The 12,620-nt window shown below is 69.5% G+C and carries 10 protein-coding genes; 5 read left to right on the top strand and 5 right to left on the bottom strand.

All coding sequences use genetic code 11. From position 1 onward, the window contains the following. Position 1: 1 nt before the first annotated feature. A complete protein-coding gene (locus tag ACH492_RS01165) occupies positions 2–1,498 on the bottom strand; it encodes a protein phosphatase 2C domain-containing protein (RefSeq protein WP_398981491.1) in 1,497 nt (498 codons plus the stop codon). A 246-nt stretch (positions 1,499–1,744) separates the two neighbouring features. Here ACH492_RS01165 and ACH492_RS01160 point away from each other — a divergent pair, with 246 nt between their 5' ends. From ACH492_RS01160 to ACH492_RS01145, 4 genes are all read left to right on the top strand, one after another. Beyond that, positions 1,745–2,740, top strand: a complete 996-nt coding sequence (locus ACH492_RS01160; protein WP_398981489.1) for a helix-turn-helix domain-containing protein — start codon at positions 1,745–1,747, stop codon at positions 2,738–2,740. A gap of 26 nt (positions 2,741–2,766) precedes the next feature. Next, entirely contained in the window at positions 2,767–3,249 is a 483-nt protein-coding gene (locus ACH492_RS01155; RefSeq protein ID WP_398981487.1) for a DUF456 domain-containing protein, read from the top strand. A 167-nt stretch (positions 3,250–3,416) separates the two neighbouring features. Further along, on the top strand, positions 3,417–5,780 hold the full coding sequence (locus ACH492_RS01150; protein WP_398981485.1) for a glycosyl hydrolase family 95 catalytic domain-containing protein: 2,364 nt from the start codon (positions 3,417–3,419) through the stop codon (positions 5,778–5,780). Positions 5,781–5,913: 133 nt separating this feature from the next. After that, positions 5,914–6,282, top strand: a complete 369-nt coding sequence (locus tag ACH492_RS01145) for a PPOX class F420-dependent oxidoreductase (protein ID WP_398981483.1) — start codon at positions 5,914–5,916, stop codon at positions 6,280–6,282. A 166-nt stretch (positions 6,283–6,448) separates the two neighbouring features. Here ACH492_RS01145 and rsgA read toward each other — a convergent pair whose 3' ends face one another. Then, positions 6,449–7,549 (bottom strand): ribosome small subunit-dependent GTPase A, encoded by a 1,101-nt coding sequence (gene rsgA, locus ACH492_RS01140; protein ID WP_398981481.1) that lies wholly within the window; start codon positions 7,547–7,549, stop codon positions 6,449–6,451. A gap of 391 nt (positions 7,550–7,940) precedes the next feature. Here rsgA and ACH492_RS01135 point away from each other — a divergent pair, with 391 nt between their 5' ends. Further along, positions 7,941–9,620 carry a DUF262 domain-containing protein gene (locus tag ACH492_RS01135; protein ID WP_398981479.1) on the top strand — a complete coding sequence of 560 codons (1,680 nt, stop codon included), beginning with the start codon at positions 7,941–7,943 and terminating at the stop codon, positions 9,618–9,620. A 51-nt stretch (positions 9,621–9,671) separates the two neighbouring features. Here ACH492_RS01135 and ACH492_RS01130 read toward each other — a convergent pair whose 3' ends face one another. The 3 genes from ACH492_RS01130 to ACH492_RS01120 form a co-directional block, all read right to left on the bottom strand. Then, complete coding sequence (locus ACH492_RS01130; RefSeq protein WP_398981477.1) at positions 9,672–10,523, bottom strand: sulfurtransferase; 852 nt, start codon at positions 10,521–10,523, stop codon at positions 9,672–9,674. Between the two features lie 14 nt (positions 10,524–10,537). After that, entirely contained in the window at positions 10,538–11,899 is a 1,362-nt protein-coding gene (locus ACH492_RS01125; protein ID WP_398981475.1) for a rhodanese-like domain-containing protein, read from the bottom strand. A 424-nt stretch (positions 11,900–12,323) separates the two neighbouring features. Further along, a complete protein-coding gene (locus ACH492_RS01120; RefSeq protein ID WP_398981473.1) occupies positions 12,324–12,452 on the bottom strand; it encodes a hypothetical protein in 129 nt (42 codons plus the stop codon). Between the last annotated feature and the right edge of the window lie 168 nt (positions 12,453–12,620).

Raw genomic sequence — 12,620 nt, 5'->3', positions numbered from 1 at the left:
GTTACGCCTCCCAGACTGCGACAGCCGTACGGTCGTCGGCGTATCCCTTCACCCTCACCTGGGTGTCGGCGAGGAACGCGGCCAGGCCCGGCGGCTCACCGTCCGCCCAGCGGCCGCCCAGCTCTTTGGCGAGGGCGGGCTCGCCGCGCAGCGGTTCGGCGAGGCCGGTGCTGCACAGCAACAGGGCGTCGCCCGGGTGGGCCACGGAGGCGCGGAACCGGAACGGTTCGGCGGGTGGCGGGGGCGGTGCCTCGATGTACGGGGACGGGGGCGTCGCGATCCCCAGGTCCATGGTGAGACGGTCGCCGTCCGGGGTCTCGGAGGGCGGTGAGCCGAATCCGACAACGGGTGCGCCGGTGACGGCCTCGGGCTCGGGAACCAGGGGCTCGAGGTCCTGCCAGACACCGTCGCGGAGGCGGAAGAGCCCCCCACCGCCGACGCCGAAGAACACGCGGGTACGGCACTCGGGGTCGGCGGAGAGCAGCAGGCACCGCAGGTTGGCGGTGTACTCCTGCGGCTCCACGCCCTGTTCGGCGGCGCTGGCGCGCAGCTTGCCGAAGCTGCGGTCGGTGAGCCGGTGCAGGCCCGACTTGAGGTCGCCGCGGCGGCCTGCCCTTATGTCCTCGGAGAGGCGGACGTGGCTGCGGCCGACGGCTGTGCCGATCCAGCGGCAGGCGTCGGCGGCGGCGCGATGGGCGCCCTCGGCCGCGCGTGCGCCGCTGGCGACGGCGACCAGGACGAGCGCGGCGTCCCCGGTGCCGAAGCGCGCGGTGAGCAGGGCGTCGCGTCGCGGCTCGCCGCGGTAGCGCGCGGAGTCCCCGCGGATGGAGACGGCGCGCAGGGTGTACGTGCCGTAGCTCGCGCCGTCGAGCACGGTGTCGGCGACGAGCTCGTCCAACTCCTGCGGCTGGGCGGCGGGCAGGGCGGTGGGCTCGGCGTCGTAGGTGGGCGGGCCGTCTCCGACGTACGCGACGTGCGGCCGCGCGCCACCGGTCTGCGCCTGGACAGCCGGGGCGGGCCGGGGCGGTTCGGTTCGGGGCCGTTCGGTCCGGGCCGGGTCGGGCAGGGGCGGTTCGGTCCGGGGCCGTTCGGTCCGGGGCCGTTCGGTCCGGGGCGGTTCGGTCCTGGGCGGTTCGGTCCTGGGCGGTTCGGGCGGCGGCAGGGGTGGTAAGGCGGGCGGTCGTTCGGGGGTCGTCGGCGGTTCCCACGGTGCGCGTTGCCGTGGGGGCACGGTCGGCCGGGGCGGGGTTTCCCGCGCGGCGGCATCCGTCTCCCACCAGGCGCGCGGACGCGCCGGTTCCGGCGCCGCTTCGGGCGGCTCGGGCGGGTCAAGCGGCTCCGGCGGGTCGTCCGCGGCCACCGCATCCGCCGCGGAGTCGAATCGGTCGTCCAGCGTGTCGCCCGCCCTCGCCGCGGGACCAATGTCCGGGGCGGACTCGTCGTACAGCCGGTTCCACCAGTCGTCCTCGGCGGCGGGCCTCTCCCCCTGCTGACTCATGCCCTTATTGTCCACCGCGTCGGCCGTACGAAAACGAGGCATCCCAAAAAAGCACAGTACGACAAGTGTTCAGGCCACGGTGTATGCGTTGGCCACGAGCTGGATGACGGAATTTGCGGCATCGCTGTCGGGCGCATCGCTCTCCCCATCCGAAGCAGGGACAGGGATGATGTACGCGGCGGGAATACGCCGTGGCCGGTTTCCGCCACGGCGGCCAGGGAAGTGCACGTCCGGGGAGGGGTCTGGGTGCTGGGAGCGATAGGTCTCGACGAGAGACAGGAGTCGGCATACCGCGCGCTGGTCGCGCTCGGGGCGGCGGAGGTCACCGACCTCGCCCACCGTCTCGCTCTGCCGGAGACGGACACCGAGCGCGCGCTGCGCCGACTGGAGCAACAGGGGCTGGCGGCACAGTCGTCGGCCCGCACCGGCCGCTGGGTGGCGGCCCCGCCAGGCGTCGCGCTCGGCGCGCTGCTGACCCAGCAACGGCATGAGCTGGACCGGGCGGAGCTGGCGGCAGCACTTCTCGCCGACGAGTACCGCGCCGAGGCCACCGAGACCGCCGTGCACGACCTGGTCGAGGTGGTGACGGGCGCGAGCGCCATCGCGCACCGTTTCCTACAGCTCCAACTGGGCGCGGCCGAGGAGGTCTGCGCCCTGGTCACCGGCGATCCGATGGCCATCTCCGCCACGGACAACGAGGCCGAGGAGAAGGCGGCACAGCGCGGGGTGACGTACCGCGTGGTCATCGAGCGGGCGGTGCTTGCGGCGCCCGCGGGCATCACCGAGCTGACCGCGGCGCTGGGCCGTGAGGAGCAGGTACGTGCGGTGGACCGGGTGCCGACCAAGCTTGTCGTCGCCGACCGCGCCCTGGCGATGCTGCCGCTGACGGCGCGCGGGGCGGAGCCCGCGGCGCTCGTCGTCCATGCGAGCGGGCTGCTGGAGTCGCTGATGGGCCTGTTCGAGGCGGTGTGGCGGGAGGCGCTGCCGCTGCGGCTGCGGCTCGGAGCGGGCGGCGGGGTTTCGGAGGAGGACGCGGCGGGGCCCGATGCCACGGATCTGGAGATCCTTTCGCTGCTGCTCGCCGGGATGACGGACGCGAGCGTGGCCAAGCAGCTGGACCTGGGGCTGCGGACCGTACAGCGCCGTGTGAAGGGGCTGATGGAGCTGACCGGCGTGACGACCCGGATGCAGCTCGGCTGGCAGGCGTACGCGAAGGGCTGGGTGGCTCGCGACCTGCGGTAGTGATCCCCATCCTGCACCCTTGGCAGATGGGCGTGTGGCAGCTCCTGATGGTCGGCCTGGTGATGCTGCTGGGCCTGTTCGGGGTACTCGTCCCCGGCGTGCCGGGACGCTGGCTGATATGGGCCGCCGTCCTGTGGTGGTCGATGAACGTGAAGTCCGGTCCGGCCTGGGCGTTGCTGGTGGCCTCGACGGTGGTGCTGCTGATCGACCAGGTAGTGGTGTGGCAGCTGCCGCCGCGCCGGCCGCGTGGGGTGGGGGTGACCCGGCGCATGGTGGTGTGGGCGGGCGCGGGGGCGCTCGTCGGTTTCATCCTGGTGCCCGTCGTGGGCGCGATACCGGGATTCATCGGGGGGATCTACGCCTCCGAGCGGCAGCGGCTCGGCGGGCACGGTCCGGCGGTGGCCTCCACCCGGGCGGTGATGCGGGCGGCGGGGACGAGTGTGCTGGTGGAGCTGTTCGCCTGTCTGCTGGTCGTGGGGGCGTGGCTGGGCGTGGTGATCTCCGGCTGACGGCGCCGAGCCCTCCCTGGCACCGATGTGCTGAACACCGTCCAGATAGAGAGAAACACATCGGATCTCTCCCGCTGTATTGACTGCCTCTCACCGCTTCCCTACCTTCCGTCGAGGGATAGCTCGGATGAATTGACATGTCTGCGTACGAGCCGCCAGGAGGCGACATGGCCACCGCATCAGACCCGTCCAGGGACCCGTCCAGGAGAACCGTCCTTGCCACGGGCACGGCGATCGGCGGAGCGCTGGTGGTGGGCACCGCCGGAACGATCCCCGCACAGGCCGCGCCCTCGTCCGCTCTCGTCGGGGCAGCCTCCCTCACCGCGCCCGAGGACTCCTGGCGCACGGTCCTCGACGACGCCGACCTCGTCTGGCAGAAGATGCCGAAGACTTGGTACGAGGGCCCGTATCTCGGCAATGGCTGCCTCGGCTCCGGCATCTACGCCGAGCCCGGGGGCAAGAACGCCGTCCGCTTCAATGTCCAGCACTCCGAAGTCCAGGACCACCGCCCGCAGTTCGGCTCCCTCTTCGGCCTCGCCCGGCTGCCCATCGGCCACTTCACTCTGGAGCCCGTCGGCACCATCACCGGTCTCGACTGGCGGCTGCGGCTGCGCGACGCCGAACTCACCGGCACCATCACCACCACGGCGGGCACCCTGCGCGTGCGCGCCTTCGTGCACACCACAACGTCCGTACTCGCCGTCGAGATCACCCCGAGTGAGGGCGAGAAGGACTTCCGCTGGGTTTTCCACCCGGCCGATGCCATCAGTCCGCGCGCCGCCTTCCGTCCGCTGCCCGACGGGTACACCGGCAACCCGCCCCCCGTCGTCGAGCGGCACGGCGAACTGACCGCCGCCATCCAGCCGTTGCTCGCGGGCGGCCAGCATGTCACCGCCTGGCGGGAGCGGACCCAGGTCCAGAAGCGGACGCTGTACGTCTCCGTCGCGCACTCGTTCCCGAAGACGACCGCCCGCGACCGGGCGCTGCGTACGGTGCGGGGCGCGTCCTCGGTTCCGTACGACGTACTCGCCCGACCCCACCGCACCTGGTGGGAGCGCTTCTACCGCAAGAGCTTCCTGTCACTGCCCGACGCGCGGCTGCAGCGGTTCTACTGGATCCAGCTGTACAAGACGGCCGCGGCGGCCCGGCGCGACGCCCCCGTCATGGCGACCTGCGGCCCCTGGCTGGAGTCCACCCCGTGGCCCAACACCTGGTGGAACCTCAACGTCCAGCTGGAGTACTGGCTGATCCACGGTTCCAACCATCTCGAACTCGACGCCGTATCAAGGGCCTTGGGCGAATTCCGGAACCAGCTGACCGCCGAGGTCGCCGCCCCCTACCGCGGCGACTCCGCGGGCATCCCCCGCACCACCGACACCCGCCTGGTCAACGGCGGCGCCACCCCGAACGGCAACGGCTACGGCGTCGGCATCCCCGGCCAGAACCCGCCCACCCCCGAGGTCGGCAACCTGACCTGGGCGCTGCACAACGTCTGGCTCTCCTACCGCCACACCATGGACGAGTCGCTGCTGCGCGACCTCCTCTTCCCGCTGCTGCGCAAGGCGGTCAATTACTACCTGCACTTCCTCGACCCCGGCCCGGACGGCAAGCTGCATCTGCCGCCGACGTTCTCGCCGGAGTACGGAGTGGACGCCCCGGACTGCAACTACGACCTGATGCTGCTGCGCTGGGGCTGCCGCACACTCATCGACTCGGCCGCCGAACTGGGCATCTCCGATCCGCTGGAGCCCCGTTGGCAGGAGGTCCTGGCCAAGCTCGTCCCGTATCCGGTGGACGCCAACGGTTACATGATCGGCGCCGGGGTCCCCTTCGCGAAGTCGCACCGCCACTACTCGCATCTCCTCGCGGTCTACCCGCTGTACGAGATCACCGGCCGCACGCCGCAGGAGCGCGCCCTGATCGAGAAGTCGCTCAGCCACTGGGTCAGCTTCGAAGGGGCGCTGCAGGGCTATACGTTCACGGGCGCGGCGTCCATGTCCGCGCTGCTGGGCAAGGGAGAGGACGCACTGAAGTATCTGGGCGAGCTGATGACCCGCTTCATCCAGGCCAACACCATGTACAAGGAGTCGGGCCCGGTCATCGAGACCCCGCTCTCGGCGGCGCAGTCGCTGCACGACATGGTGTGCCAGTCGTGGGGCGGGGTGATCCGGGTCTTCCCGGCGCTGCCGGCGGCATGGCGGGAACTGGTCGTGCACGACTTCCGTACGCAGGGGGCGTTCCTGCTCAGCGCGGTACGGGAGGCGGGCAGGACCCGCTGGATCCGGATCACGAGCGAGGCGGGCGCGCCGTGCGTCGTACGACACGGCATCGAGGGCGAGATCGAGGTCCGCGACGGGCGGGACGGTCGGGACGGTCGGCTGCGATGGGAGGAGGCGGGGGACGGCGCGATCCGCATCCGGCTACGGAAGGGCGAATCGGCGCTGATCACGGCGCGGGGGGACCGTCCGGACCTCCGCATCCGCCCGGTGAAGCCGAACGCGCCGGCCCCGGCGTGGGGGCTGCCGGCCTGACCGACGTGACCCTGACCGGCGTGAACCAGTCCGGCGTGAGCCAGTCCGGCGTGAAACCGGGCTGAGGTCCTAGGACTCGCCTAGGTCCCGCATCCGATGCGGCAGACGAGGTACGCGTGTGAGGCTGTTGTTCATGACCGAATTCAGCGAAGCCGAGCGCGCGTACCTCTCGTCCCAGCGACTGGGCCGGCTGGCGACCGTCGACCCGAAGGGCCAGCCGCAGGCGAACCCGGTCGGCTTCTTCCCGCAGGACGACGGGACGATCCTGATCGGCGGCTATGCGCTGGGCACGACGAAGAAGTGGCGCAACCTGAAGTCGAACCCGAAGGTGGCGCTGGTTGTCGACGACATTGTGAGCTTCCGCCCGTGGAAGGTACGCGGAGTGGACATCCGGGGCGAGGCGGAACTCCTGACGGGGCCACACGAGTTGGGGCCGCACTTCAGCGAGGAGCTGATTCGGATCCACCCGAGGAAGGTTCACAGCTGGGGCCTGGAGGAGTAGGGGGCCTGTTCCCCACCCAGCCCCGTACGCCCTTCGGGCGTTGGCCTCAATCTCCCCCAGACTTCGTCCGGGGGAGATTGAGGCGCGGGTCCGGGGCGGAGCCCCGGCTTTCAGTCTCGCCGGCGATTGAGGCCCGGGGCCGGGGCCCGGGGCCGGGGCCCGAGAATCAGCGCACGCGGCCGCGCTTCGCCTGCATCGCCGCGCGGCCCTCCGCGCCCTTCTGCTTCCAGTCACGCAGAATCTCCGCCCGCACCCTCGCGTCCGTCTTCGCGACGATGCGCTGGTTCTCCCGCAGCAACTTGCGGTAGCTCTCCAGCCGCCGCTCCGGCAGCGAACCGTCCTCGATCGCGGCGAGCACCGCGCACCCCGGCTCCGCATCGTGCGCGCAGTCGTGGAAGCGGCACCCCTCGGCGAGCTCCTCGATCTCCGAGAAGACCTGGCCCACACCGGCCTCCGCGTCCCACAGCCCGACCCCCCGCAGCCCCGGGGTGTCGATGAGCACGCCCCCGCCGGGCAGGGCGAGGAGGTTACGGGTCGTCGTGGTGTGCCGGCCCTTGCCGTCGACGTCGCGGGTGGCCTGAACATCCATCACGTCCTCGCCGAGCAGCGCGTTGGCGAGCGTCGACTTGCCCGCGCCGGACGCCCCGAGCAGCACGCTCGTACCGCCCGACACGACTGCCGCGAGCACGCCGACGCCCTCGCCGGTCGCCGAACTGACGGGCAGCACCTGCACTCCCGGCGCGGTCGTCTCCACGTCCTGGACGAGGTACGAAAGCCCGGTCACATCCGGTACGAGGTCCGCCTTGGTGAGGACGACCAGCGGCTGCGCCCCGCTCTCCCACGCCAGCGCGAGGAACCGTTCGATCCGCCCGAGGTCGAGCTCGACGGCGAGCGAGACCGCGATGATCGCGTGGTCGACGTTGGCGGCGAGGATCTGCCCCTCGGAGCGGTTCGACGAGGTGGAACGTACAAAGGCGGTACGGCGCGGCAGATACGTCCGTACGAAGCGGGGATCGCCGTCCCGGTCGACGGCGCCCCAGTCACCGGTGCAGACGACCCGCAGCGGATCGTGCGGCGTCACGAACGCGGTGTCGGCGCGGACCAGCCCGTCGGCGGTGAGGACATCGCACTGGCCACGGTCGACCCGTACGACCCGGCCGGGCAGCAGCCCCTGCTCGGCGTACGGAGAGAACTCCGCCTCCCATCCCTCATCCCAGCCATACGGGGCGAGAGGGTGCGAGGCAGCCTGAGGAGAAGAGAAAGACAAGGGGTGACCCTTCACAAGGGTGGCCCCGGCACGCGCACTTCGGCGCGGAGATGAAGGAGAGGTCAGCCGGAGACCACGGGAGTGGGATTGATGATCTGGACCTGGGCAGCGCCCAGCGCTGTGACAGTCATCACGGTCCTCACCTCCTGCTCATCTCATGCTCGCGTCGAGGGCCGAATCGGACCCCTCCGAACCAGAGGAACCATAGCCGGGGCCGGTGCGTCGCCGTCAACGGATTTTTACGCGCCGCCGTTGCAGACACCGGACGCCGACTCGGGGAAGCCTCACCCAGTCCCCCGGCTGCCCTGCGGCGACATGCGGAACCAGAGCACGGGCGGGCAGATTTCGTGTTCTTCGGGTGCACACGCCCCTTCCGCGAAACGATAGTGGCATGAAGCAGCTCGAAGCTCACGAGATGCCGCTGGACAAGGTGTTCTGCAGCGACTACGAATTTCACATCCCGACGTATCAACGCCCCTACGCGTGGGAGGTCGAGCAGGCCGAACAACTGCTGTCCGACCTTGTCGAGGCTTTGGACAGCGGATCGGATGAGCCGTACTTCCTAGGGTCCATCGTCCTCGTGAAGGAGCCTTCCCACTCCGTCGCGGACGTCATCGACGGACAGCAGCGATTGACCACACTGACGATCCTGCTCGCGGTCCTGCGGGATCTCACCGATGATCCGGGCCTACGGACGGAATTGGACGCGGCTGTCTGTGAGCCGGGAAAGATATCGAAAGGACTGCCCGCCAAACCAAGGCTGACTCTGCGCAGCAAGGATGCCGATTTCTTCCGCAACTACGTGCAGACACAGGGCGCTGTCTCCGCACTGCTGGAACTGTCGGCGGCCGGGTTGAAGACCGACGCGCAGAAGGCCGTGCGCTCCAATGCCGAAGCCCTCCACAAGGAACTGTCTTCGTGGACGGCCCACCGCCGACTGGAGCTCGTGCGGATGCTGATCATGCGCACCTACCTGGTCGTCGTGAGCACACCGGACCTCGACAGCGCCCACCGGATCTTCAGCGTCATGAACGCCCGCGGGCTCGACCTGTCCCCTGCCGACATCTTCAAATCACTGATCATCGGCGACCTCGGAGATTCTGCCGCCGAGGACGCGGCTGCCGCCAAGTGGGAGGACGCGGAGGAGGCGCTGGGCCGCGACGACTTCGCCGATCTCTTCCTGCACCTGCGGATGATCTATGCGAAAGAGCGCGCCAAGGCGGAACTGCTCAAGGAGTTTCCCAAGCAGGTCCTCAACACGCGCTTCCTGCCGGGCAAGGCACAGCTCTTCGTCAACGACGTCCTGGTGCCCTACGCGGATGCCTACGCCCAAATTCGGGATCATGACTATCGGGCCGAAACCGGAGCGGAGCGCGTCAATGCCTGGTTCCGGCGCTTGGTGCAGATCGACAACAACGACTGGCGGCCGTCGGCACTCTGGGCGCTTCGCAATCACGGGCCGGACGCAGAGTGGCTGGACAGGTTCCTCCAAGCCCTGGAACGCCTTGCCGCCAGCATGTTCATCCGTCGCGTGTACACCACTCCACGAGTCCAGCGTTACGCGGAGCTGCTGAGAGAGCTGGACGCCGGCCAGGGGCTTACCTCCCCCTCCCTCCAACTCACAGAACAGGAGCGGGCCGCTACCCGCGAACGCATCGCCGGGCCTCTGTACCTGGATGTGAGAACCCGCAAGTATATCCTGCTGCGTTTGGACGAAGTACTGGCCAACAGCTCAGGTGTCGCCTACACCCATCCATTGATCACCGTCGAGCACGTGTTGCCGCAAACCCCGAAACCGGACTCTCAGTGGCAGGCCGACTTCACCGACGAGCAACGGCAATTCTGGACGAACCGTATTGGAAACCTGGTTCTGCTCAACCGCTACAAGAACTCCGAAGCACGGAATTACGACTTCGCCACGAAGAAGGTTCGGTACTTCACGGGCAAGCTCGGTGTGGTCAACTTCGCCTTGACCGCGCAGGTCGTCGGCTCAGACAGTTGGACCCCTGCCACGTTGGACGCCCGCCAAAGCCTGCTTGTCAATTCCCTGTGCGACACCTGGCAGCTATGACACCAATGTAGACAGCCTCATAGGACTCCGTCCGGTGCAGAAGCCACGCGATCACCCCATCTCAACGGGGGCCCGTACCAGCGAGCCGTACTCGGTCCAGGAGCCGTCGTAGTTCTTGACGTCCGGGTAGCCAAGCAGTTCGTGGAGGGCGAACCAGGTGTGCGACGAGCGCTCACCGATACGGCAGTAGGCGATGACCTCGCGGTCGGACGTGATGCCCTTCCGCGCGTAGAGCGCCTTCAGCTCGTCGGCCGACTTGAACGTCCCGTCGTCGTTGGCCGCCTGCGCCCAGGGGACGTTGGCCGCGCCGGGGATGTGGCCGGGCACCTGTGCCTGCTCCTGCGGCAGGTGAGGGGGCGCCAGCTTCTCGCCCCGATACTCTTCCGGGGACCGTACGTCGACCAGGCGAGCGGCGGACCCCACCTTCTCCAGCACTTCGCCGCGCAGCGCGCGGAACTGCGGGTTCTCCTCCCCCGCCACCGTGAAGCCGGTGTGCCGGCGGTCCATGACCTCCTGGGTCATCTCCCGGCCTTCCAGCTCCCACTTCTTGCGCCCGCCGTCGAGCAGCTTCACCTTGCTGAAGCCGCGCAGCCGCAGGATCCAGTAGGCGTACGCCGCAAACCAGTTGTTGTTGCCCCCGTAGAGGACCACGGTGGTGTCGTCCTCCACGCCGGCCGCGGCCAGAAGCCGCCCGAGCGCGGCGCGGTCCAGGTAGTCACGGCCCACGGCGGTGTGCAGGTCCCTGGTCCAATGCCAGCCGACGGAGCCGGGGATGTGGTCATTTTCGTATGCGGTGGTGTCCTCGTCCACGTCGATGACACGCACCGTTCCGTCGTCGAGGTGGGCGGCCAGCCACTCGGTGTCCACCAGCGTCTCCGGATGTGCGTAGCCACTGCTGCCCATGATCTTCTCCTCACTCACATGAGTGCCATCAGATCCTGCACGCCACCGCTGACCACCGCCGTCACGGGCATACCGGCCTGGTCGAGCAGGCTCGCTGCGATGATCGCCCGGCGACCGCTTCCGCAGACTGTCCATATCTCGCGGTCCCTGGGGATCTCGTCGAGCCGCCCGGGCAGTTCGGCGAGGGGCACGGCGAGCGCGCCCGGAATTCCGCCCTCCGGACGTATGGGCCGAACGTCGAGCACCCGCACCTCGGCGGTGTGCGCGGCCAGCTCGGACACGTCCGCAGTACCGAAGGCACGCAGCGGGCGGCCGTCGGCCTGCCAGGCGTAGATGCCTCCCTCCAGGTAGCCCGCGACGTTCTCGTATCCGATCCGCAGCAGCTGGGTCATCGCCTCGTCGGCCGCCGCCTCCTCCTCGGCCGGCTCCGGCAGCAGCAGCACCATGCGTGTGCCGAACGGCACAACCTCGCCGATCAGGCTCGCGAAACGGTCGTCCAGCTCGTCGCAGAGCGACCCGGGCACATGGGCCGCGGCGAAGGTTCCGCGGTCACGCCCGTCGACGATCTGCGCTCCTCCCGCGGCCATTCCTTCCGCCATGCCCGGCGTCAGCGGCATAAGAGCGGGCGGACCACCGAGAACACCCGGTCCGAACCGGTTGATCGGTGCCATGTACTGGTAGTAGGCGGGATACGGCGCCAGGCAGCCGGACAGCCGTTGGCTGATGAACTCCTCCTCGTCCTGGGTGGTCAGTGCGGGGTTGGTGCGCCGCTCGGCGCCCACGGTGGTGGTCCTGTCCTGCAACACCGGTCCTGCCGCGCAGGAGCTGCCCGCTCCGTGCGTCGGCAGCACCCGGGTGGCGTCCGGCAGCGGCGAAAGTCGCCTCAGCGAACGGAACTGCGCCCGGGCGAGCTCTTCGGTGTGGTCGTCACCGGACAGGTCGGTACGGCCGGCGCTGCCGACCAGCAGGCTGCCTCCGGTGAAGACGGCCGTCGGCACCGGTTGGGTGTCTTCGAAGACGAGGTACGACGTGTGCTCGACCGTGTGCCCGGGTGTCTCCATCGCCCGGACGATCACGTCTCCGACGGCGATCTCGTCGTTCTCCGCCAGCGGCAGGTGGTCGAAGGCGTACGGCGCCCGTGCCGGGCCTGCCACCGTGGCGCCGGTCGCCGCGCGGACCTCCAGCGCGCCTGAGACGTAGTCGTTGTGCACATGCGTCTCCAGGGCGTACCGGATCCGCACCCCCCGGGAGGCACAGGACTCCATCAGCTCCCAGCTGTCCCGCTGGGGGTCGACCAGCGCGGCCTCGTCTCCGCTGACGAGGAGGTAGCTGGTGTCACCGAGTGATGCGGTGGTGATGATCTCGATCTCGTTCATGCCGTCACCCTGCTCCGGCGTCGTTCCCCCAGGCGTTCCCTGTTCGTCCGCGGCACGACTCGGGTGCCCGGGCCGTGGCGCAGAGCTCCGGGGGATCGCCGATGCGGGCGCGGGTTATTTCAAGGCTACGTCCGGAGGCCGACGGCCCGATGTGGCCCAGCGGGACGCCCCCCGCAGCGAGGCGAAGATTTCGTCCCGCGGAAAACGAGGCAGGCCCTTGACTAGAACAGAATCGGGAGGAAACTGGTCAATACACCGGACAACCGGAAAGAGCCGCAATGCCTACGGAGACGTCCATAGGTGGCGTGACCCTTTTCTCGGCTCTGGCCAGGCCCCCGGCGGAATCTGTCGGTATCGGAGCCAGCAGCGACGACTGAGACTCACGGCATCGGCAAGGACTTGCCGGGGACTGTCGTGTCCGCAGCTATACCGCGGCCCTCGCGACCGCGGCCCTCGCGACCGCGGCCCTCGCGTGGTCGAGGGCGCCCCGGTCACCGGTGCTGATGACCCGCAGCGGATCGCGCGGCGTCACGACCGCGGGAGCAGGCTCCACGGGAACCCCGTCCTCCCCCACCCAAGGCAGGGCCCGCTCGCGAGCTCCGTGCGGCACAGCTCGTGTCCGCGTGCCGGGTCCGGGGCTCACTGCTGGTCCCCGCACGTCACCCTCACGCGTGGTCCGGGTGGCGCTGCCGCGTGCGCGGGTGCTTGCTGGTCCTAGCCG

The sequence above is a fragment of the Streptomyces sp. NPDC019443 genome (assembly GCF_044389785.1).
Classification (GTDB): Bacteria; Actinomycetota; Actinomycetes; order Streptomycetales; family Streptomycetaceae; genus Streptomyces.
Note: the sequence above shows the minus strand (reverse complement) of the source record. Positions and strands in the feature narration are given on the sequence as shown.